Annotated in this window: 22 protein-coding genes and 1 tRNA gene; 6 read left to right on the top strand and 17 right to left on the bottom strand. The window is 41.8% G+C overall.

Features of this window, described 5'->3' with window-relative positions; genetic code table 11:
- Nucleotides 1-3: 3 nt before the first annotated feature.
- From asnS to GTQ34_RS12580, 3 genes are read left to right on the top strand one after another with little or no spacing between them, the layout of a single operon-like run.
- On the top strand, nucleotides 4-1,437 hold the full coding sequence (gene asnS / locus GTQ34_RS12590; RefSeq protein WP_166524162.1) for an asparagine--tRNA ligase: 1,434 nt from the start codon (nucleotides 4-6) through the stop codon (nucleotides 1,435-1,437).
- 39 nt (nucleotides 1,438-1,476) lie between these two features.
- Entirely contained in the window at nucleotides 1,477-2,934 is a 1,458-nt protein-coding gene (gene rpoN, locus GTQ34_RS12585; RefSeq protein WP_166524161.1) for an RNA polymerase factor sigma-54, read from the top strand.
- Nucleotides 2,934-3,536, top strand: coding sequence for a hypothetical protein (locus GTQ34_RS12580; RefSeq protein WP_166524160.1), 603 nt, complete (start codon nucleotides 2,934-2,936; stop codon nucleotides 3,534-3,536). The genes rpoN and GTQ34_RS12580 overlap by 1 nt, the downstream gene beginning before the upstream one ends.
- Here GTQ34_RS12580 and GTQ34_RS12575 read toward each other — a convergent pair.
- The 8 genes from GTQ34_RS12575 to GTQ34_RS12540 form a co-directional block, all read right to left on the bottom strand.
- Nucleotides 3,531-4,277, bottom strand: a complete 747-nt coding sequence (locus tag GTQ34_RS12575) for a porin family protein (protein ID WP_235915037.1) — start codon at nucleotides 4,275-4,277, stop codon at nucleotides 3,531-3,533. The two genes, GTQ34_RS12580 and GTQ34_RS12575, sit on opposite strands and share 6 nt — an antisense overlap.
- 39 nt (nucleotides 4,278-4,316) lie before the next feature.
- A complete protein-coding gene (locus tag GTQ34_RS12570) occupies nucleotides 4,317-4,799 on the bottom strand; it encodes an ExbD/TolR family protein (protein WP_166524159.1) in 483 nt (160 codons plus the stop codon).
- Nucleotides 4,800-4,811: 12 nt separating this feature from the next.
- Nucleotides 4,812-5,420 (bottom strand): ExbD/TolR family protein, encoded by a 609-nt coding sequence (locus GTQ34_RS12565; protein WP_166524158.1) that lies wholly within the window; start codon nucleotides 5,418-5,420, stop codon nucleotides 4,812-4,814.
- Nucleotides 5,421-5,431: 11 nt separating this feature from the next.
- The gene (locus tag GTQ34_RS12560) at nucleotides 5,432-5,869 is read right to left on the bottom strand and encodes a hypothetical protein (protein WP_166524157.1); all 438 of its coding nucleotides are present in this window, start codon (nucleotides 5,867-5,869) and stop codon (nucleotides 5,432-5,434) included.
- A gap of 26 nt (nucleotides 5,870-5,895) precedes the next feature.
- Entirely contained in the window at nucleotides 5,896-6,630 is a 735-nt protein-coding gene (locus tag GTQ34_RS12555; protein WP_166524156.1) for a MotA/TolQ/ExbB proton channel family protein, read from the bottom strand.
- 77 nt (nucleotides 6,631-6,707) lie between these two features.
- Nucleotides 6,708-6,795: transfer RNA gene (locus GTQ34_RS12550), tRNA-Ser, on the bottom strand.
- A 68-nt stretch (nucleotides 6,796-6,863) separates the two neighbouring features.
- On the bottom strand, nucleotides 6,864-7,895 hold the full coding sequence (locus GTQ34_RS12545) for an asparaginase (RefSeq protein ID WP_166524155.1): 1,032 nt from the start codon (nucleotides 7,893-7,895) through the stop codon (nucleotides 6,864-6,866).
- A gap of 3 nt (nucleotides 7,896-7,898) precedes the next feature.
- Nucleotides 7,899-8,666 (bottom strand): TatD family hydrolase, encoded by a 768-nt coding sequence (locus GTQ34_RS12540; RefSeq protein WP_166524154.1) that lies wholly within the window; start codon nucleotides 8,664-8,666, stop codon nucleotides 7,899-7,901.
- Between the two features lie 102 nt (nucleotides 8,667-8,768).
- Here GTQ34_RS12540 and GTQ34_RS12535 point away from each other — a divergent pair, with 102 nt between their 5' ends.
- On the top strand, nucleotides 8,769-9,209 hold the full coding sequence (locus GTQ34_RS12535) for a retropepsin-like aspartic protease (RefSeq protein ID WP_166524153.1): 441 nt from the start codon (nucleotides 8,769-8,771) through the stop codon (nucleotides 9,207-9,209).
- A gap of 83 nt (nucleotides 9,210-9,292) precedes the next feature.
- Here the strand turns inward: GTQ34_RS12535 and odhB are convergent, their stop codons facing one another.
- From odhB to GTQ34_RS12505, 6 genes are all read right to left on the bottom strand, one after another.
- Entirely contained in the window at nucleotides 9,293-10,513 is a 1,221-nt protein-coding gene (gene odhB / locus GTQ34_RS12530; RefSeq protein ID WP_166524152.1) for a 2-oxoglutarate dehydrogenase complex dihydrolipoyllysine-residue succinyltransferase, read from the bottom strand.
- Between the two features lie 25 nt (nucleotides 10,514-10,538).
- The gene (locus GTQ34_RS12525) at nucleotides 10,539-13,337 is read right to left on the bottom strand and encodes a 2-oxoglutarate dehydrogenase E1 component (RefSeq protein ID WP_166524151.1); all 2,799 of its coding nucleotides are present in this window, start codon (nucleotides 13,335-13,337) and stop codon (nucleotides 10,539-10,541) included.
- Between the two features lie 96 nt (nucleotides 13,338-13,433).
- Nucleotides 13,434-13,808 (bottom strand): hypothetical protein, encoded by a 375-nt coding sequence (locus GTQ34_RS12520; protein WP_313790477.1) that lies wholly within the window; start codon nucleotides 13,806-13,808, stop codon nucleotides 13,434-13,436.
- A gap of 15 nt (nucleotides 13,809-13,823) precedes the next feature.
- Nucleotides 13,824-15,101 carry a metal-dependent hydrolase family protein gene (locus tag GTQ34_RS12515; RefSeq protein WP_166524150.1) on the bottom strand — a complete coding sequence of 426 codons (1,278 nt, stop codon included), beginning with the start codon at nucleotides 15,099-15,101 and terminating at the stop codon, nucleotides 13,824-13,826.
- 70 nt (nucleotides 15,102-15,171) lie between these two features.
- Nucleotides 15,172-16,197, bottom strand: coding sequence for a UDP-glucose 4-epimerase GalE (gene galE / locus GTQ34_RS12510; protein WP_166524149.1), 1,026 nt, complete (start codon nucleotides 16,195-16,197; stop codon nucleotides 15,172-15,174).
- Nucleotides 16,190-17,344: a DegT/DnrJ/EryC1/StrS family aminotransferase gene (locus GTQ34_RS12505; protein WP_166524148.1), complete on the bottom strand. Its 1,155-nt coding sequence runs from the start codon at nucleotides 17,342-17,344 to the stop codon at nucleotides 16,190-16,192. The genes galE and GTQ34_RS12505 overlap by 8 nt, the downstream gene beginning before the upstream one ends.
- Nucleotides 17,345-17,425: 81 nt before the next feature.
- Between GTQ34_RS12505 and GTQ34_RS12500 the strand changes: the two genes are divergently transcribed.
- Together GTQ34_RS12500 and GTQ34_RS12495 are read left to right on the top strand one after the other, a co-directional pair.
- The gene (locus GTQ34_RS12500) at nucleotides 17,426-18,667 is read left to right on the top strand and encodes a 3-deoxy-D-manno-octulosonic acid transferase (protein ID WP_166524147.1); all 1,242 of its coding nucleotides are present in this window, start codon (nucleotides 17,426-17,428) and stop codon (nucleotides 18,665-18,667) included.
- A gap of 32 nt (nucleotides 18,668-18,699) precedes the next feature.
- On the top strand, nucleotides 18,700-20,079 hold the full coding sequence (locus GTQ34_RS12495) for a sugar porter family MFS transporter (protein ID WP_166524146.1): 1,380 nt from the start codon (nucleotides 18,700-18,702) through the stop codon (nucleotides 20,077-20,079).
- A 296-nt stretch (nucleotides 20,080-20,375) separates the two neighbouring features.
- Here the strand turns inward: GTQ34_RS12495 and GTQ34_RS12490 are convergent, their stop codons facing one another.
- The 3 genes from GTQ34_RS12490 to GTQ34_RS12480 form a co-directional block, all read right to left on the bottom strand.
- Complete coding sequence (locus GTQ34_RS12490; protein ID WP_166524145.1) at nucleotides 20,376-21,002, bottom strand: hypothetical protein; 627 nt, start codon at nucleotides 21,000-21,002, stop codon at nucleotides 20,376-20,378.
- A gap of 44 nt (nucleotides 21,003-21,046) precedes the next feature.
- Nucleotides 21,047-21,346, bottom strand: coding sequence for an HPF/RaiA family ribosome-associated protein (locus GTQ34_RS12485; RefSeq protein WP_166524144.1), 300 nt, complete (start codon nucleotides 21,344-21,346; stop codon nucleotides 21,047-21,049).
- Between the two features lie 77 nt (nucleotides 21,347-21,423).
- Nucleotides 21,424-22,740, bottom strand: coding sequence for an ATP-dependent 6-phosphofructokinase (locus tag GTQ34_RS12480; RefSeq protein WP_166524143.1), 1,317 nt, complete (start codon nucleotides 22,738-22,740; stop codon nucleotides 21,424-21,426).
- Between the last annotated feature and the right edge of the window lie 2 nt (nucleotides 22,741-22,742).

The raw sequence follows: 22,742 nt of genomic DNA, 5'->3' as shown, positions 1-22,742 counted from the left end.
GAAATGAAATCTTATTCCGTAAAAGAACTATTGGAGAAACAGCCCCTAGGAGATTCCGTTGTTGTGAATGGATGGGTAAGAACTTTTAGGAGCAATCGATTTATAGCGTTGAACGATGGGTCGACCATCCATAACCTGCAATGCGTTGTCGATTTCGAAAATTTGGAAGAAAGTCTTCTTAAACAGATAAATACAGGGGCAGCCTTAAAAGTATCAGGAACTTTGGTAGCGAGTCAAGGAAGAGGACAAAGCGTCGAAGTCCAAGCTACCGACGTTTACGTTCACGGTGGAGCCGACCCAGACACCTATCCCATACAGCCTAAAAAACACTCTTTGGAATTTTTAAGGGAGAAAGCACATCTTCGGGTAAGAACCAATACGTTTTCTGCGGTAATGCGTGTCCGTTCCGCATTGGCCTTTGCCGTACACAGTTATTTTCAGCAGAACGGATTCTACTACATGCACGCACCTATAATTACAGGGTCCGATGCCGAAGGAGCTGGAGAAATGTTCAGGGTAAGTGTCCTAGATCCCAAAAATCCACCGCTGTCTGCAAGTGGGGATGTGGACTATGAGCAAGATTTTTTTGGCAAAGAAACCAATCTAACGGTTTCCGGTCAATTGGAGGCCGAAACCTATGCTATGGGCTTGGGTAAGGTATATACTTTTGGTCCTACTTTTAGAGCAGAAAATTCGAATACGTCTAGACATTTGGCAGAATTCTGGATGATAGAGCCTGAAATGGCCTTTTATGATTTGGATGCCAACATGGATCTGGCGGAAGACTTTGTTAAATGGATAATACAATATGTCCTTGATAATTGTCAAGATGATCTTCAGTTCTTGGAAAAACGACTGTTGGATGAAGAGAAATCCAAACCCCAGCATGAAAGGTCTGAAATGGCCCTGATTGAAAAACTAAAGTTTGTGGTAGACAACAACTTTAAAAGGGTCACCTACACCGAAGCCATAGATATTCTTAGAAACAGCAAACCCAATAAAAAGAAAAAGTTCCAGTTTCCCATAAACGAATGGGGAGCAGATCTTCAAAGTGAGCACGAACGCTTTCTGGTAGAAAAACATTTCAAGTGCCCTGTCATTCTTTTTGATTATCCAGCGAACATCAAAGCATTCTACATGCGCCTTAACGAAGATGGGAAAACGGTCCGGGCCATGGACGTGCTTTTTCCAGGTATCGGAGAAATTGTTGGTGGATCACAGCGGGAAGAACGCCTGGAGGTACTCCAGGAAAAGATTAAGGCCTTGGATATTGATGAAAAAGAGTTGTGGTGGTATCTGGACCTTAGACGATTTGGTACCGCGGTGCATAGTGGATTTGGACTAGGCTTTGAGCGTGTGGTCCAGTTCGTTACGGGCATGGGTAACATTAGGGACGTCATACCATACCCAAGAACACCACAAAACGCAGAGTTCTGAATTGAATTCTTAAATTTATAAGAAGGAAGATAACGCATCATGCTAAAACAGCACTTACAGTTTAAGCTTTCACAAAAGCTGTCTCCACAGCAGATTCAACTCATGAAATTGATTCAACTGCCCACACAGGCTTTTGAACAACGATTGAAGCAAGAGTTGGAGGAAAATCCTGCATTGGAAAGCGGAAAGGCCGAAAGCGAAAACTTAGATGATGCCTATGATGACACCTATGATGATGCATCGGACCACGAAACCATCTCCACGGACGAAATCAATATCGATGATTACCTGAGCGATGATGAGATTCCAGATTACAGGACCCGAGCGAACAATTATAGTTCCGATGATGATGAAAAGACCATTCCCTATGCAGCAGGCACTTCTTTTAACCAACACCTGATCAATCAACTGAACACGATTTACCTGGATGATGAGGAATGGGCAATTGCTGAATTCTTGGTAGGAAGTGTTGACGAAAGTGGTTACATCCGAAGACCCCTTGCCGATATTATGGACGACCTTGCCTTTACACAGAATATTTATGTTGAGGAAGATAAAATAGAGTCTGTGCTTAAGGTGGTACAAAGATTAGACCCTCCTGGTGTGGGTGCCCGCTCGTTGGATGAGTGTCTTTTGATACAATTGAGACGAAAAGAAAAAAGACCGGCCGTAGAATTGGCGATTTCCATTTTAGAAAAGTCCTTTGAACAGTTCACCAAAAAACACTACACCAAACTCATCCAAAAACATCATATTAGCGAGGAGGAACTGAAAGAAGCCATCACCGAAATTGAAAAGTTGAACCCAAAGCCCGGGGGATCTTATGCAGGCAACAATAGGATGGTGGAACATATTGTTCCCGATTTCTCCATTCGGATTGTGGATGGTGAACTGGAACTTACCCTAAATGGAAGAAACGCGCCCGAACTTCATGTGTCCAGGGAGTACAACAATATGCTTCAAGGCTATAAGGACTCAAAAGAAAAGACCAAGTCTCAAAAAGACACGGTACTCTTCATCAAACAAAAACTGGATGCGGCAAAATGGTTCATCGATGCGATAAAGCAACGACAGCAAACCTTGTTTGTGACCATGAGCGCAATCATGAACTACCAGAAAGAGTATTTTATGACAGGCGATGAACGGAAACTGCGCCCCATGATCTTAAAGGATATAGCGGATGAAATTGATATGGATGTTTCTACCGTGTCCAGAGTGGCAAATAGTAAGTATGTGGACACGCCTTATGGAACCAAATTAATTAAAGAGTTCTTTTCCGAGTCCATGAAGAATGAGCAAGGAGAAGACGTTTCGACCAGGGAAATAAAAAAAATATTGGAGACCGTTATTCTTGATGAGGAAAAGAAGAAACCATTGACTGATGACAAGTTGGCCAAAATACTGAAGGAACGCGGATATCCCATTGCAAGACGTACGGTCGCCAAATACCGAGAACAATTGGGCATTCCTGTGGCTCGGTTAAGAAAGCAGATCTAATGCGCCATTTTTTCCACATTGTCTCCTATGTGTTTCATCCCTTGTTCATCCCCGTCGGAGGTACCATTCTATATTTCATGATTGCTCCATATAGCACACTTGAAATCCAAAGTGGTAATGTCCTCCCAATTTTCATACTCACTGTAATCATTCCTATTATTTTCTTTCTGATTCTAAAGAACATAGGTCTCATTAACTCTATTTTTTTGCCCACCTTGCAAGAACGGAAGTATCCACTTTATATCAGTTGTATTTTATTGTTGATGATTTTGTACAAGGTAATTCCGAACAATTACGTCCGTGAGCTTTTTTATTTCTTTACCGGATTGCTAACCGCCACCTGTACTGCACTTATTCTTATTTTTCTAAAATTCAAAACCAGCATTCATTTATTGGGTATGGGCAGTATTTTGATGTTCATGATTGCACTGAGCATTCACTTTGAAAAAAACATTACTTTGGCCATTAGCCTTTTCATCATCATGACAGGTTTGGTGGCTACGTCTCGTTTGTATCTAAAAGTGCATAGCAAGGCCGAGCTTCTTATCGGGTTTTTGATTGGGGTTTGCTCTCAGTTGATTATCCTGAAATATTGGCTATAAAATGTAGAAGATGACACCAATGCGTAGGACTCTTAAATCAATCGTTTCATTATTGTCCAGCACCGTACCGTCTTTCAAAAGTGGGTTTAGGGCATAGTAGGCATGAATGTTCCAAGTATTGTATCCAAAGCTGAGTGTGAGCCCATACTGCAGGTCCTGAATATCTGGATTTGAGAAACCATTTCTCACCTCGTCAGTCACCAATCTTGATCGACCGCTAAACACATACCCGAGTTTAGCCCCAGCATAAATCCTCCAAAACTTGTACGACTGTAGTGTTGAAGTTCGCCAACGCAGTTCTAAGGGAAACTCTACTGTATGCGTCTCCAACTTGCTTCGCTTAAATTGATCTGAAGTCAAAACCTCGTAAACAACAATGTCTCCCACTTCGCTGGCACCAATATTACTGTAATACGAGTTGGTTGCATATCCAATACCCAGCCCCAAACCAAAGTTTCTTCTGCTGTTCAGCGGAATGTCTTTAATGAAACCCAACTGAAAATTATAGGAAAGGCTTCGCTGGTTAACATCCTCCGATCTATCCAACAAAAAATTAAACCCTAATCCAAGATAAAACTGATCCTCCAGATATTTTTCATCGAAAACAGCCCCATCTTGTGTATCCTGAGCATTGCCCAGTAAGAAACAAAGTAGAAGCAGTATGACTAAAAGATAATTCTTCATGGTTGTATACGTGGCATAAAGATAGAGATACATGACACCAAACAAAAAACGCTCCAAATTAATTTGGAGCGTTTTCCACTAAATCTAAGTTATTGATTACTGTAAATTGTTGAAGGCATCTCCTTCGTAAGTGGTATAATTCACTTTAAGGGCGTTCACCTTCCGCAATTCTTGTTTAATATCGGTGATAAGACCCATGTTGGCATTCTTATCCACCTTTAAAGCAGTAGTCAATACATTTTGCAATTCTTGAGGCTTTTTAGCACGCTCGGCCAAAATATAGGAACCGACCTCTTCTACGCTAGCGAACTTATCGTTCAGTTGTATTTTAGGTTCTGTTCCGAAAACCTTCTCATACTCCTGTGTAGGCTTGCCAACATAAATGTAGATTACCCTATCCTTTTTTTCCAATTTCTTGGTTTCGGATGCATTTGGAAGCGTATTTTCAACAAGTAGGGAACTATCCTTCATTGTGGTTACTGTCATAAAAAAGAACAATAACATGAACACGATATCGGGCAAAGAAGCGGTTGAAACCGCTGGTAAATCCCCATCTTTCTTTTTTGCAAACTTTGACATAAAATCTAAACTTTAATTACTTGTGGTTTCCGCTTCAGATAATTTCTGTGGAAACATATCCTGAACACGCTTTACTTTATCCTTAAGGTCATCCCTTACGTTGGAAGGAGTTTCAGGGTTCAAATATTCTGCTTCCATCTCGGTAAAATCCCGGCCATACAAACGTTGGGCCTCTCGATTTCTTAATTCGTTGTAGGCACCGACCAGTTCGTTTTGAACTGTTATGTAAGTTGCATACTTGGTTTCCCTGTCATTCTTTAGTGAAATAATGGCCTTTTCTGGATTATCCGAAGAAGTAGCGTCTTTCCTGCCTTTGCAATAATTGCAACTTCCATCACCATTGTTTTCAAGAAATGCAACAGCCGCTTTTCTTAAATCCCTTAGCTGCATCAGATTGTCTTCAACCAACAGCTGTCCATTTTTGTTAATATTTACCGTGAAGATGTTCTTTTGTTTAATAACAACTTCTACATCTTCTGGAGGATCAATGGGTGGTAGCATACGGTCCAAGCCTGCATCCGTTTCTATGGTTGTGGTAACCAAGAAAAAGATTAACAGCAGGAACGCAATGTCCGCCATGGAACCGGCATTGACTTCCGGAGCTCCTTTTCTTCTGGGCATAACTTACTTTTTTACTTTACAAACATTTTCTTCAATCCAGGCACCACCATCAGAATAACGGCAACCAAGGTTAGAATGAAAAATACATTCAGTCCCATGCCAATATTTTTAACGGTACTTTCCGTAGTTTCCACTCCTCGTTCCGACATGGTTTCAACAACAGCCATATTATCAGACGACAATCCGTAGGATATCGCAACGACAATGGCCAGTCCACCAATGGCAAACAAGGATTTTTTGAGGCTTCCAGGGGTGGACAATAGTTTTTTGAGTCCAAAAAACACGGACGCCACCACGGCTATCGCCAACAATAGGTACATAATAATGAACATAAAGTTCATGGAACCACTATTGATGGCATCTGGATCATCAGCGGATGGTAGCGAGAACCAAAGTACGGCCGCTATCAATCCGATGACAATTAGTGCTATTTTTACTAGTTTATTCATGATTCTCGATAGTTTTTAATTCGTAATTATTTCTTGTGTGCCGCCAACATATCAATCAAGGATATGGAGGAGTCTTCCATGTCGTTTACGATACTATCGATTTTTGCAATGATATAGTTATAGAAAATTTGTAGGATAATTGCCGTGATCAAACCAAAAACGGTTGTCAATAACGCAACCTGGATGTCACCCGCAATCAAGGATGCGCTCAAGTTACCTACTGCTGCAATTTTCTGGAAGGCTTGAATCATACCGATTACCGTACCCATGAACCCAAGCATGGGTGCAATAGCGATGAAAAGCGACAACCAAGAAACGTTTTTCTCCAATTGTCCCATCTGCACGCCTCCGTAGGCAACAACAGCCTTTTCAGCGGATTCCAATCCTTCGTCGGCTCTGTCAAGACCTTGGTAAAATATGGAGGCAACTGGTCCTTTGGTGTTTCGGCAAACCTCTTTGGCGGCCTCTACACCCCCAGATGCCAATGCATCTTCCACTTGTTGTTTGAGTTTGGTTGTATTGGTAGTCGCCAAATTCAAATAAATAATTCTTTCAATTGCAACTGCCAATCCCAAAATTAGACAAAGAAGTACAATTCCCATAAAGGCAGGGCCTCCCTGGATAAACTGTTCTTTCAATACCTGAGTGAAACCTTTGCTGGCTTCAGCCGCAGCTTCATCTTGTAACATGGCTGCAGAAGCAGTCGTAGTTCCTAAAACAAACATTCCGGCAGCAGCCAGAGTAAAGGATATTTTTTTCATTTCGTCAAACTTAAATTTAGTTAGTTAATAATGTTAAAGATATAAAAATTTTACAATTGAAAAATTAAAATACCTAGCAGAGAGGAAGGGATTCGAACCCTCGATACACTTTTGGTGTATACACACTTTCCAGGCGTGCGCCTTCGACCACTCGGCCACCTCTCTATTAATGCGTAATTAGGCCGTCCAATAAACAAAAAAATTATTAGTTATAGAAATTTGGGGCGTTAATTTTAGCTCATCTCTCCCCTAAGCGAAGTTTCAAAAACTGTCTTAAACAATTTGTTGGAAATATTGGTCCCAAGTAGGTACATTGCCTTGGTTACGGCGGCTTCCGTTGTAATATCCTTTCCATCAACCATCTGCATGTTATCCAGTCGTTTGCTCGTTTCATAATGTCCCATGGCCACCGAACCTCCCGAACACTGTGTCACATTGATTATGTGCAACCCATTGGAAATGGCAATTTCCAGTGCCTCCAAAAACCAATCGTCCATAGGAGCATTGCCCGCTCCATAGGTTTCCAATATCAATGCCTTTAATCCTGGAATTCCGAGAACAGCATGAAGCACATTTTTGTTAAGTCCTGGGAAAAGCTTTAAAATAGCTACGTTATCGTTTAAGGTTTTATGGACCTTCAATGGTTTTTTCTTTAATGATGATTTGCGCAAGTTGGCCGCATCTACCTTCAAGTGTACCCCCGATTCTACCAGAGGTGGATGGTTCAAAGAGGCAAAGGCCTCAAAATGCTCTGCATTGATCTTGGTGGTCCTGTTGGCCCTGTAAAGTTTGTATTCAAAATACAGCCCTACTTCTTGAACTACGGGTCGACCCTTTTCTTGAAGGGACGCAATTTCTATGGAGGTGATTAAATTCTCTTTGGCATCGGTTCTTAAATCACCAATTGGCAATTGAGACCCTGTAAAAATTACGGGCTTTGCCAAATTTTCCAACATAAAACTGAGGGCGGAAGCCGAGTAGCTCATGGTGTCGCTGCCATGTAAGACCACAAAACCGTCGTATTCCGTGTAGTGCTCCTCGATTATGGAAGCAATCAACCCCCAATATTTGGGGTTCATATTGGAAGAATCAATTGGTTTTTTGAAGGAAATACCCTTTAAATCACAATCGAGTTGGTCCAATTCAGGGATGTTTTTAATGAGCTCCTCAAAATTAAAAGCTTTCAAAGCTCCGGTTCGATAATCCTTAACCATACCGATAGTACCCCCTGTGTAGATCAACAATATTTTGGTTCTCGCTTTCATGGACTAAATTCCAAATACATGTTTTGAGTTTTCTGTGGTAATTGCCGCTATTTCTTCCACAGGCCTACCGTAAATATGGGAAAGTTTTTCCAATACTTTAATTATATAAGAACTTTCATTGCGCTTTCCGCGATATGGAACAGGGGCCAAATAGGGCGAATCTGTTTCCAGAACAACGTGCTCCAAATCAATGTTGCCTAAAAATTGGTCAATCTTGCCATTTTTAAAGGTGACCACTCCCCCAATGCCCAATTTCATGTTGTATGATATGGCTCTTTTGGCCTGTTCCTTGGTTCCCGTGAAACAGTGAAAAATACCAAACAAGTCCTTTCCGTTTTCCTGTTCCAGAATTTCAAAGATTTCATCAAAAGAATCCCGGCTGTGGATCACAATGGGCAGTTTATATTTTTTTGCCAATCGAATTTGATACACGAAGGCTTCTTGTTGTTGTTTTAAAAAGGTTTTGTCCCAATACAGGTCGATACCTATTTCACCTACAGCATAAAACTTCCTTTTAGAAAGCCATTCTTCCACGTGTGCCAACTCTTGCTTATAATTTTCATTAACATGTGTGGGATGCAGCCCCATCATTAAGAAGACATTTTCGAGATAACTGGCTTCCAAATCTAGCATAGCACGTGTATACGTAGAATCAATAGCTGGGATAAAAAAACGTTTCACTCCAGCATCCAGTGCTCGTTGGACCATAGCATCCCGGTCATCATCAAAGGCTTCGCTATATAAATGGGCGTGGGTGTCGGTTATTATCATGTGGCAAAAATAGGCTTATCTTAGACGTTCTGAAATATTCAGTTTGAAATAAACACCTGGATACTTCGACTGCGCTCAACATGACAAAGCTCAAAGAACGACATGGCATCACTCAAAAAATTTCTGAAATCCAAGGACTATATCAAGATACCCTTGGTATTTACTGAGACCAATCATTTTGAAATTGCTGCCAAAATCAATGGGGTTGCAGGGCGATTTATTTTGGACACCGGAGCCTCCAATACCTGTGTGGGCATGGATAAAATTGAGTTTTTTGAGATGGTTTCCGAAACTTCGGAAATAAAGGCTGCCGGAGCCGGAGCCACTGAAATGGAAACCCTGGTCTCTTCCAATAATAGCATCCAAATTGGGAATTGGAAAAAAAAGAAACAGAAAATTGTTCTCTTTGATTTGGTCCATGTGAACCAAGCTTTAATTTCGCACAATGCCCTGCCCGTGGATGGTATTATAGGAGCGGATATTCTTAAGAAGGGGAAGGCCGTAATTGACTACGATAACAAATACCTCTACCTAAAAAAATAAAAGTATTTGTCAGTTCGAGCGCAGTCGAGAACCAAATTGCAATCTATACACCACCTATCGACTCCGCTCGAGGTGATGGCACGCTATAGCTCAAGGGCTTTTTTCACATCGCCATCCAGCAACAGTTCCTCTGGGCTTTCGAGCGCTTCCTTTACAGCGACCAAAAATCCTACGGATTCTTTTCCGTCGATGATTCGATGATCGTAGGACAGGGCAACGTACATAATCGGTGCGATGGCAATGGCTCCATCCCTTACTATGGGTCGCTCAACAATGTTGTGCATGCCTAAAATCCCACTTTGCGGCGGGTTGATTATTGGCGTGGACAACATGGAACCAAACACTCCTCCATTGGAAATGGTAAAAGTACCGCCGGTCATCTCATCTACAGTAATCTCGCCATCCCGTGCGCGAAGTGCCAAACGCTTTACTTCTGCTTCGACACCCCTAAATGTGAGATTTTCTGCATTTCGAATAACGGGCACCATCAATCCTTTTGGGCCTGAAACGGCTATGCTGATGTCGCAGAAATCATAAGTGATCATCTCCTTGCCATCAATCATGGAATTTACGGCCGGGTACATTTGTAATGCTCTGATAACCGCTTTGGTGAAAAAGGACATAAAGCCCAAGCTCACACCATGTTTTTCCTTAAATTCTTCTTTGTATTGCTTACGAAGTTCAAATATCGGAGACATGTCCACCTCATTAAAGGTAGTAAGCATCGCAGTCTCGTTCTTGGCCGAAACCAAACGCTCTGCCACCTTTCTTCTTAGCATGGAAAGTTTGGAACGGCTCTCGCTCCGGTTTCCTCCAGTGGGGGTGCCCATGGATGGTACCGCTTTTACAGCATCGTCCTTGGTGATACGTCCGTCCCTTCCCGTGCCAGAAACTGATGCGGGTTCAATGCCTTTCTCATCCAATATTTTCTTGGCAGCAGGTGATGGAGTTCCCGAAGCATAGGTCTCTTTTCTTGGCTCTGCTTTAGTGGGTTCCTTTTCGGCCTCGTCTTTTTTCGGTTCTTCTTTTTTGTCATCCTTGGTCTCCCCATCAGCCTCTGGCTTTTCTGCGCTGGTATCAATCAAGCAGACCACTTCACCTACGGCAACCGCATCCCCCACTTCAGCCTTCAACGTAATAATCCCACTTTCCTCTGCGGGAAGCTCCAAAGTGGCCTTGTCTGAATCTACCTCAGCTATGCCCTGATCTTTTTCAACATAATCCCCATCTTCCACCAACCATTCTGCGATTTCGACCTCTGTTATGGATTCCCCTGGTGAGGGAACTTTCATTTCTAAAACCATTCCTATACTCGTTTAAACTTTGTCTTTATCGAATTAACATATTGTCCTTGCCCTTGTCAAAGACATATTCTATTACTTGGGCATGCCGTCTTTGGGAACGAACCGCACTGCCAGCAGCTGGAGCTCCATAAAATCTTCGTGATGCAACTCTAAATTGTTTGGCTTCTTCCAAATGCATCAACAGGTGACCCCAAGCTCCCATATTTCTTGGCTCTTCTTGGGCCCATACAATATCGTCCGCTGATTTATATTTTTTGATGATTTTTCTGATTTCTTGTGCCGGCAAAGGGAACAATTGTTCCAACCGGACCAAGGCAACATCATCGCGTTGCAATTTTTCTCTTTGTTCCAAGAGGTCATAGTAAAATTTACCTGTACAGAAAACCAACGTTTTAATGTTTGAAGCTTTAGCGGTGTCATCATCAATAACCATTTGAAAGCTTCCGTTGGCCATTTCCTCTTTTGTTGAAAGCACTTTTGGGTGCCTCAGCAGACTTTTTGGGGTAAAAATCACCAAAGGCTTTCTAAAATTGGCTTTCATTTGTCTTCGCAATAAATGGAACATGTTGGCTGGCGTGGTCACATCGGCCACAAACATATTGTCCTTGGCACACAACTGAAGATACCGCTCCATGCGTCCGGAGGAATGCTCAGCTCCTTGACCTTCATAGCCATGAGGCAACAAGAGTACCAATCCGTTCTGTAGTTTCCATTTGTCCTCTGCCGAGGATATATATTGGTCAATGATGATTTGGGCACCATTGCTAAAATCTCCAAACTGGGCCTCCCAAATCGTTAACGTCTTTGGGCTTGCCATGGCGTAACCGTAATCAAACCCCACTACCGCATACTCTGAAAGTAAGGAATTGTAGATGTGGAATTTCCCGTTTTGGTTCTTGCCCAAATCGTTCAATAAGACTACTTCTTCTTCGTGCATTTCGGTCTTGATAACTGCATGTCGATGGGAGAATGTTCCCCGCTCCACATCCTGACCGGTCATGCGGACATCAAAACCTTCTTCGATAAGCGACCCATAGGCCAAAAGTTCGCCCATGGCCCAATCGAGCTGGTTGTCTTCGAAGTACATCTTTCGTCTGGAGTCGACCAGTCTTTCCAGTTTCCTTAAGAATTTTTTTCCTTCGGGGAGTGCAGTAATGCTTTTGGCCACCTCATCCAATTTCTTTAAATCAAAAGATGTGTCAACGGGACCGAGCATGGCATCTTCTACCACTTGTGTGAACCCTTCCCATTCATCTTCCATGAACGGCGTAATCCTGGTTTTTTCTATTTTTCGGGAATCCATCAAGTCTTCCTCAAGACTCTTTTTATATTCGGTCTCCAGGGTTTTTACATAGTCTTTATCAATGATTCCTTCGGCAAGTAGTCTCTCGGCATAAATATCGCGAGGGTTTTTGTGTTTAGAAATCGATTTATAGAGTAAGGGCTGTGTGAATTTGGGTTCATCCCCTTCGTTATGGCCATACTTTCTGTATCCCAGTAAATCCAAAAACACATCTCGTTTGTAACGCATGCGATATTCGAGAGCAAAAGTGGATGCGTGAACCACAGCCTCGGCATCATCTGCATTTACGTGCAACACTGGTGATAGGGTAACCTTGCCAACATCTGTGCAATAGGTAGATGACCTCCCATCCAAATAGTTGGTGGTGAACCCGATTTGGTTGTTGACCACGATATGTATGGTGCCCCCTGTTTGGTATCCATCCAAACGGGCCATCTGAATAACTTCGTAAACCACACCTTGACCCGCAAAAGCAGCATCACCGTGAACCAAAATGGGAAGTACCTCCGAAATATTGTTTTGGTGGTCTCTGTCTTGTTTTGCCCTGGTGATTCCCTCAACAATAGAATTAACGGTTTCCAAATGGGAAGGATTGGGTGCAATGTTCATATTTACCATCTTTCCTGAGTCCGTCTCCCGCATCGATGTCCAGCCCAAATGATATTTTACATCCCCATCAAAAATGGTTTCCTCATAATCTTTGCCATCAAATTCACTGAAAATATCTTTTGGTGATTTTCCAAAAATATTGGTCAACACATTGAGCCTGCCCCTATGGGCCATTCCCATTACAAATTGTTTTACCCCGGCATCAGCAGCCTTCTCAATAATAACATCCAAAGCTGGAATAAGGGTTTCGCCCCCTTCCAATGAAAAACGTTTCTGCCCGACATATTTGGTGTGCAAAAAGCTCTCAAAGGATACCGCTTCGTTTAATTTCCTGAGTATGTTCTTCTTTTCATCTGCATTGAAACTGGGATGATTATCATTCACATTAAGCCAGTCCTGAATCCATTGTATACGTTCTGGTGTCCTAATGTACATATATTCCACCCCAATGGCATCGCAATAAATGCGTTCTAGGTGGCCAACAATCTCCCTTAAGGTGCTCGAGCCAATACCTATGATCTTACCGGCATCAAAAACAGTGTTCAAATCCTCGTCTGACAGCCCAAAGTTGGCTATATCCAAGGTGGGTTCGTATTTTCTTCTCTCCCGGACAGGGTTCGTTTCGGTGAACAAGTGTCCCCGCGAACGATAACCATCAATCAAACGGATAACCTGGAATTCTTTTTGCAAAGTTTCGGGCATCTCCACTTGCTTTCCGTTGGAAAGTATGACCATACCGCTCTTCCCGGACTCGATACCCAAATCTTCCAGAGATCCTTCAAGGCCAAAATCAAATCCTTGGAAAAAAGCCCTCCAACTGGGCTCGATACTATCAGGGTTTGTTAGATATTTATCGTAAAGCTCCGCAAAGAAAGAGGTGTGCGCGGCGTTTAAAAATGAATATTTGTCCATGGACAGTTCCTAGCTAAAAACTAACTGAAAATTTAATCAAAAATACAACAAATACCGAAGCTAGACCATAATCTTGTCCATAATTGAAAAAATCTTTCAATTGCTGTATTTGTTTTTGAACCAAACTTTTGTCCACTCCCTTTTCAAGATCAGAAAGCATACTTCGGCCGCAATATCCACAGTATCGGATGAAGTGATTTTTTTTACCTCACTTTCTGAAATGTCCACAACATATAGCAAGTTGAGATAGTCATCGAACCGCTCCATCAAAAGGAAGTAAATTTTCTCGTGGAGGCTTTTTTTTAATTTTTCTGGGACCATGTCGGCCGGAAGGTCCAACCTAACATTGGCCAGCTTAAAATCCTTGTCCAATTGCCTCAGCAATTTTTTATAGAGCTTTTCTTTTAGGGCACGTTGCAAAACCTCTTGGCTATTATTGGCAGTTGGCATCATACCATTATATACGCCCAAATGGAGCAAAAGGTTTTATTCCGACTTCATTATTTTACCTTCTTTCATGACAAAAACCACATTTTGAAGTGTTTGTACATCATCCAGCGGATTGTCTTCCACAGCAATGATATCGGCAAGAAAGTTTTCCTCCAACTGCCCCAAACTCTTTTCCATGCCCAAAAGCATGGCATTGGTAATTGTTGCTGATTGTAGCGCTTCGGTAATCGACATTCCGGCTTCTACCATATACTCAAACTCTCTGGCGTTTTCTCCATGTGGAAATACCCCTGCATCGGTTCCAAAAGCGATAGGCACTCCTTTTTTGTAAGCTTTTCCAAAGGTGCTTTGGCTTTTTGGGCCTATTTCCAGTGCTTTTTGTGCTACTATTTCTGGGAAATACCCAGGTATCTTTGCATTTTCAGTGGCCTGTTTTCCGGCCGTGATGGTCGGCACCAAATAGGTATTGTGCTTTATCATCAAGTCCATGGTTTCTTCACTCATCAAAGTACCATGCTCAATGGTTTTAATCCCACCTAGTATGGCACGCTGCATACCTTCATCGCCATGGGCATGGGCAGCGGTCAACATATTGTAATCCTTTGCGGTTTGGGTAATAGCCTTTATTTCTTCTATTGTAAATTGAGGATTTTGGCCACTTTTTGCCACACTCAACACACCGCCCGTAGCGGTTATTTTAATCACATCCGCTCCGTTTTTGTAACGCTGTCTTACTGCCTTTTTGCCATCTTCCGGCGAATTGACCACTCCTTCTTTTGGCCCAGGGTCTCCCATGAGCTCTTTTTTTACTCCATTACTTGGGTCCGCATGGCCACCTGTAGTGCCAATGGCCTTCCCACAGGTGAAAATTCTAGGTCCATCTATGATGCCACTATTGATGGCTTTTCGCAACGCAATGTTCACTCCCGAGCCTCCCAAATCCCTAACCGTCGTAAAACCGGCCATAAGGGTGTTCTTAGCATAAATGGTGGATTGCAGTGCTACATCGGCTTCGTTTTGTGTGAATCTTTGGATGTATCTTTTTGGATTGGACTGTCCTTCAATATGTACGTGCATGTCAATGAGTCCTGGGAGTACCGTTTTGTCCTTTAGATCTATAATATTATCGTTGGATCTGCCTGATACAAATCCATCCTGAACTGATTTGATTTTCTTTCCGGAAACAACCAACGTTTTTTCTGAAAGCAGTTTTCCTGATTTAACATCTAGCAGTCGTCCACAATGCAGATAGGTTTCTTGTGAAAATAGCAATGCAGTGCATAAAACGAACGAAAGGGTAAGGAGTTTTTTCATCTTTTTGGCGTTATCGGTTAGATGCTAAATGTAAGCATACATTTTTGAATCTGCCTCCTGTAATGTTTGCCTAGTTTCTGATTTTTTGTTCCCAGTCCCAGGCGGATTTAATAGCTTCATCAAGGGTAGATTCAGCTTTCCAGCCCAATACTTCGTTCGCTTTATTCGTATCGGCATAGGCGATGGCATCATCACCAGACCTTCTGCCAACTATTTGGTACTTTAGTTTTCTACCTGATACCCTCTCGAAACTATCAATTACCTCTAAAACTGTATTTCCCTTTCCAGAACCAAGATTAAAATACTCAAAATTGGATTCATTCTCTCCATTCAATAATCTTTTAAGGGCAGTAATATGCGCTTTGGCCAAATCGACGACATGGAGATAATCTCGGATACAGGTGCCATCCTTTGTTGGCCAATCTCCTCCAAAAACCTTTAACTCTTTGTGGATTCCCATGGCAGTCTGGGTAATGTATGGCACTAGATTTTGGGGTTCTCCAAGCGGTAGCTCTCCAATCATCGACGAAGAATGTGCTCCTATAGGATTGAAGTATCTCAGTGACACCACCGACAGATTTTGTTTTGCCATGCAGGTATCTTTTAAAATATCCTCCCCTATTTTCTTAGTATTTCCATAAGGTGATTCAGCAGACTTCAATGACAGATTTTCGGACATGGGCTTATCATCCAATCTTCCATAAACTGTTCTTGACGAACTAAATATAAAATGCGACTTATTCTTTTTTTCAAGTTCTTGAAGAAGGTATATCAATGTTACTACATTGTTTTCATAATACAACAATGGTTTTACTACACTCTCTCCTACGGCTTTAGATGCAGCAAAATGGATTACCCCGTCAATATTGTTGTGATTCTTGAAAAAGTCCTGAACTTTTTGCTTGTCTCGAAGATCAAACTGTTCAAAAATTGGTTGTTTGCCAGTAATAGCCTCAATACCATCTAAAACCGCTATGGAGGAATTGGAAAGGTCGTCAATGACAACCACATCGAAACCTTCGTTCTGAAGCTCAACCACAGTGTGAGACCCAATATATCCCAACCCCCCTGTAACCAATATCTTCCTGTTAAGCATTGACAAAATCAATGACAAGATCGGTTATAAACGAAATTTGTTCATCGTCCAGTTCGGTATGCATGGGAAGCGAAATCACTTCACCCACAAGCTGGTTGGTCACTGGAAAGTCTGCCCCATTATAGCGGTCGTCCTTGTATGCTTTTTGTTGATGTAACGGAACGGGATAGTAAACTCCACAGGGTACGTTGTTGTCATTTAAATGTTGAACCAGTGCGTCCCTTTTCCCATTTGATATCTTCAGGGTATACTGATGAAAGACATGACAGTCACATACATCGCAGATTCCTTGACAACCATTTACTGTTTTGGGCACCATAATATTGGGTTGACCAACAAAAGCTGCGGAATATTTTCTGGCGGCTTGTCTTCTTTTCTCGTTGTATATGTCCAGATGGGGCAGTTTTGCCCTGAGTACTGCAGCTTGGATAGAATCCAACCGGGAATTCACCCCTACTACATCATGATAGTATCTTTTGTACATGCCGTGGTTGACCATGCCTCGGATAGTATGTGCCAAATCATCATCGTTGGTGAAGATAGCCCCACCATCACCATAGCATCCTAAATTTTTAGAGGGGAAAAACGACGTGGAAGCCACATGTCCGATTGTTCCAGCCTTTTGTTTGCTTCCATCTCTTGAGGTATAATTTGCTCCTATGGCCTGAGCGTTATCTTCAATAACATAAAGATTATGTTTTTTGGCCAAACCCATAATGGCATCCATATCGGCACATTGACCAAAAAGATGCACGGGAACAATGGCCCTTGTTTTTGGTGTAATGGCCTGCTCTATAGCCGCGACATCAATATTAAAGGTATCGGGATCCACATCCACCAGCACAGGGGTCAAATTCAGCAATGCAATCACCTCCACGGTAGCTGCGAATGTGAAATCAGCTGTGATTACCTCATCGCCGGGCTGCAGACCCAATCCCATCATGCAAATTTGCAATGCATCGGTGCCGTTGGCACAGGGAATTACATGCTTTACTCCCAAATAGGTCTCCAATTCCTTTTGAAAAGCGTGGACATGAGGTCCGTTGATGAATGCTGAAGAATCCAAGATTTCAGCTATCGAATCGTTGACCTCTTTCTTTATGCCCTCGTACTGACCTTTTAGGTCAACCATCTGTATTTTTTTCATCCAAAAAAATTCTTGATCAAAATTAAGAAATTCGCAGGCCATAATGCCCTATTGCCGAAAGAATGTATTTTAGCGAAAAAGATGCCCTTGCGTTTAGTTTATACCTTTTTGTTAACGCTTTCTTGGTACGGCCTTAAAATAGTTGCACTATTTAATCCCAAAATAAAGCTTTTTGTTTCCGGTCGGGAAAAATCTTTTGAGCTGCTTGAATCAAAGATTCTGTCCGGTACTAAATCCATTTGGATGCACGTTGCCTCGCTGGGCGAGTTCGAGCAAGGTCTACCCATTTTGGAAAAGTTAAAAGCGAACTATCCACAGCACAATATCGTACTCACTTTTTTTTCACCCTCGGGATATGAGGTCAAAAAAAACACTTCCATTGCAGATGTAGTGGTATATCTTCCGATGGACACAGGCAGTAATTCAAAACGATTCTTGGATACTATCAATCCTGAGCTTGCTATTTTCATAAAGTACGAGATATGGCCCAACTATCTCCATCGGTTACACGAAAGAAAAATACCAACGTTGTTGGTGTCAGCCATTTTTTCCAAGAGACAAGTTTTCTTCAAGTCATGGGGCGGTTTCATGAGAAAAAGTCTTAAGGCCTTTGAGCATTTTTTTGTACAAGACCCGAATTCAAAACAACTTTTGGAATCCATAGATTTTAAAAATGTCACTGTAAGCGGAGATACACGGTTTGATCGGGTAGCAAAGATTTCGGAAGGGAACAATCAGCTGGATTTTATGGAAGCTTTTAAAAGCAGCCATTTTTGTCTAGTGGCAGGAAGCACTTGGCCGGAAGATGAAAAACTATTGATTGACTCTATCAATTCCTCCGATGAGGGAATAAAATTTGTGATCGCCCCCCATGAGATTAAACAGCCACATGTGGATGGCATAGTGGACAAAATACGAAAGAAAACAGTTTGTTATTCTAAAATGGATAAAACAGACCTAAAGCATTATGATGTGCTTGTGGTGGACACCATTGGTCTTCTGACCAAGATATATAGCTATGCAAACTTGGCCTATGTTGGAGGTGGTTTCGCCACAGGTTTACACAATACCTTGGAACCTGCAACTTTTGGCATCCCTGTAATCATTGGGCCGCAATACCAAGGTTTTAAGGAAGCCGAAATCTTGGTTGAAAAAGGGGGTATCCTATCGATAAATAACCAAAAGGAATTTGATTTTCTAATAAACAAGTTGATTACAGATAGCTCTTTTTTGAAACAATGTGGAAAGGTGAATTCCGATTACCTGAAAAAAAATGTGGGCGCCACCAACATCATACTACGACACATCCAGAAGATTCTTTAATTTTTGGTTAGCTTTAGCAAAATTCAACCAACATGGACAAACGTATTCTGCGTATCTCGTTAACGGCTGCTTTGGCCGGTTTTTTGTTTGGATTCGATACCGTGGTCATAAGTGGGGCCAACCAGCCCATTAAAGACATTTGGAACACCAATTGGTTCTTGGGAGACTCAATTTTCACATTCCATGGTATTTTTATCATGTCCATGGCCCTTTGGGGCACTGTTTTGGGGTCTTTAGTTGGTGGGATACCTTGTGATCGGTTGGGCCGGAAGAAAACACTTTTTTGGATTGGTGTGCTTTACTTTGTTTCAGCAGTTGGCTCTGCATTGGCTCCTGAACCTTATTTGTTTTCATTCTTTAGATTTATTGGCGGTGTGGGAGTAGGCGTTTCCTCGGTCGCTGCCCCAATATACATTTCCGAGATTTCCACTGCCGACACCAGGGGTAGATTAACAGCCATGTACCAATTTAATATTGTGTTTGGAATCTTAATCGCCTTTATTTCCAACTATTTGATAGGGGTTCTTTTTGATGGGAACGTAGCATGGCGATGGATGCTGGGTATTGAAGGAATACCTGCACTAATCTATACCTTATTGGTTATAAAAATTCCACACAGCCCAAGATGGCTAGTGTTGAAGAACAAAGAAGAGTCAATGGTTATTAAATCCATAACTCTCCTTGGAATCCAAAGTGACCAAGTTTCCATATATCTTTCACAAATTAAAATGGGGCTTTCTGAAACTGTTGAAAAGGAAAAGGAAAAGCTTTTTTCCGGCAAGTACAACAAACCCTTGTTCTTGGCTTTTTTCATCGCCTTTTTCAATCAATTGTCTGGAATAAATTTTGTGCTTTATTACGCTCCTGAGATTTTGGAACGGGCCGGACTGGCCTCCGAAGAATCCCTGTTTAGTTCAATTTCCATTGGGGTGATTAATCTAATCTTCACATTTGTGGGCATCTCCCTTATTGACAAATTGGGGCGTAAGCAATTGATGTATATTGGCTCTTTAGGATATATTCTAAGCCTGGCCATGGTAGGATGGTGTTTTTATTCCGGCGCCAGTTCCGTGCTTTTATTGATTTTTATCCTTGTTTTTATTGCATCGCATGCGATTGGACAAGGTGCCGTGATTTGGGTCTTCATTTCAGAAATTTTTCCAAACAAAGTGCGCTCCTACGGACAATCTTGGGGTACGGGTACCCATTGGGCATTTGCCGCATTGATCACACTGCTTACACCCACCTTTTTGGACTCGGAAATTGGTATTTTTAAAGACAATCCTTGGCCCATATTCATTTTCTTTTCCTTTATGATGGTCCTACAACTGTTGTGGGTGATTTTTGCCATGCCAGAAACAAAAGGAAAAAGTCTGGAAGAACTGGGCAAGTTGCTTAGTGGGAAAAAGTAATTGATATAGGATACAGGGTTTAACGGATGCCGAAAAATACCACCGTTAATCGAATAACAGCTTTGTGGTTTTACCAAATACGTGAATAATTCCGTACATTGAGGGAAATAACACTATTATGTCTAATGAAGCCTCCTTCGGCAACAAAATCATGGTAGCTTTCTTAAGGGTCATGGTTTTTGTGCTGGTAGTTATTCTTATTGCGATTCCTGTTTGTATTTTATTGGACTTGGTTGGAATCTTGTAAAACCCAGCACCACTTATCAAAAGTAGCTTTCAAAGGATATTTGCTTTTTCTAGAAAATAACATCTTCTTCTGCCATAGCCCCGGTAATCAGTTTGATATAGATGTCGATGGTCTTATCTACGTTAGAAGGCTCGGTAACATCGATATTTCCTCTCCATATCAACTCTCGCTCTTTACCAACACAAATACAGTACAATGAGGTTTCCGCATGGTAGATATTGAACGTATCATAATATCTCGGGTCATAATAAATATCTTGATGCTCCAAATAATCGCTACTGAACCGAACAAAAAGCGCATCGATATTGTTCATTCTTTCTTTAAAGGTCCTTTTGTTCTCAGTACCAACTACCTTCGTGAACAAAATAGCATCGAAGCCTTTATCCAAAAGTTGTTCCTCCACTTTGTTCAATTCCTCTTCCGTTTGTTCTGACAAAGTGAATTCCACATCAAAAAGGTCCATGCTACGCATGGCCTCCACACCGTGTTCCTCCAACTTTTCCACCAAACGACTCTCAAACTCTATTCTGGTATTCTCGTCTTGAGCCATACCCACTACCAACACTTTGTAAGCATCAAAAAGTACTATATCGGGGTTTTTCCAGGTACTCACGAGTTTGGTGCCGGAACAACCCATTAGCAACAAAAAAAACAAGGATACAATTTTTGATTTCATCAGATAGGTTTTTAGGGTTACGGCATGGCAAAATTTATTATTAATTAGTGTGAAGCGAAATTACTCTGTCGCTTTTCCAACTGTCTCCTCAAATCATCTACAGTCTCTGCCATGGCTTTTTCAAAATCATTGCTTCGAGACTTGGCAAACAATCTTGGACCTGGGGCACTTAGTTCAATTTCACAGATTTTATCATCACCTGCCTTATCCTTTTCCATTTTAAAAAGGACGTTGGCCTTAATGATCCAACTATATTTTTCTGATAGTTTATCCAGTTTCTTCATTAAAAGTTCATTTAATGCCTCACTGGTTTTCATCTTTTGATATTGAACAAATACTTCCATGATTATTGTTTTGATTTAATTCAAAGCTAGGGTTGTAAAATTTGAAATTGAATGACAAATGTCAGTTCAGCATTACTTTATCCCAAGAAAAAGGGTTGGCCCGTACTTTGCAGCACCGAGAACCAAAACTCACCTTCCAAATCTATCTTTTTTCGCTTCTTGGTCACCTCTGAAATAGGAACGTATACAAACTTATTGTTCACCTTACAGGCCACAAACTTAGTTTTTCCGGCCATGGCACCATGCACAGCATGATAGGCCAATCTGCTGCAATATACACTGTCAATGGAATTGGCCGGAGCACTCCGCACAATATAACTGGGATCAATGTATTTTATGGTGACGGGTGTTTCAGTAAACCTTTCAGTAATCTTTTGCTTTAGGAAAAGTCCAATATCTGAATGTTTTATGTTTCCGGAAGCATCCTTGACTTCACTTTTTTTATCAAACAAATGCTGTCCGGCTCCTTCGGCCACTACAATTACGGCATGTTTTTTACGATCTAGCCGTTTTTTGAGGGCTCCCAAAAATCCATTTTCGCCCTCCAGGGCGAATTCCATTTCAGGTATCAATACAAAATTGACCACTGGCATGGCAAGTGCTGCAGATGCGGCAATGAACCCACTGTCCCTTCCCATAAGCTTCACTATGGAAATGCCATTATAAGCCCCAGTGGCTTCGTTATGAGCATCCCTGATAATAGGACTGGCAACATCAAATGCAGTCTCAAAGCCGAAAGACTCATCAATCAGATCAATATCGTTATCGATGGTTTTGGGAATACCTACCACACTAATCATCGCATTCCTACTTTGGATTTCCTCTCCAATGGCGTTGACTCCTTTCAAGGTTCCATCACCGCCAATGGCAAACAGCATGTCAACTTTGTTTTGTTCAAGGGTGTCCACCATGGTTGAGACATCCTGCCCTCCTCTTGAAGAACCTAAGAAAGTACCTCCAAATTGGTGGATGTCCTTCACCTTTTCGGGGGTGAGTTCCACAAAATCATGCCCCACCTCCGGGTTAAGTCCCTCATACCCGTAAGGCACTCCGATAATTCTTTTTATACCATAGAAATAGTGGAGTGCCATGACTACTCCACGGATGACATTGTTTATCCCTGGACACAATCCACCGCAGGTAACAATGGCCGCCGTGGTCTGTTTTGGGTCAAAGAAGATTTCTTGTCGCGGACCTGCCTTATCCAAACACAAAGGCTCTTCCCCACTGTTAAGGCAATGCTTGTAATTATCAATTGAGAGGTCAAAAACCAATCTATCGGCATCGTTTACAAAATTGAAGATTTTATCTCCCCTGACAGTACTCAACTGCAGGGGAGATTTGTGTTGGGGGTCTCCTAAATTTTCTATTTGAAATCTATTTTCTTTATTCACCT

Source organism: Flagellimonas ochracea (assembly GCF_009903685.1).
GTDB classification, from domain to species: Bacteria; Bacteroidota; Bacteroidia; order Flavobacteriales; family Flavobacteriaceae; genus Flagellimonas; species Flagellimonas ochracea.
This window is presented reverse-complemented; position numbering and strand designations above follow the sequence as displayed.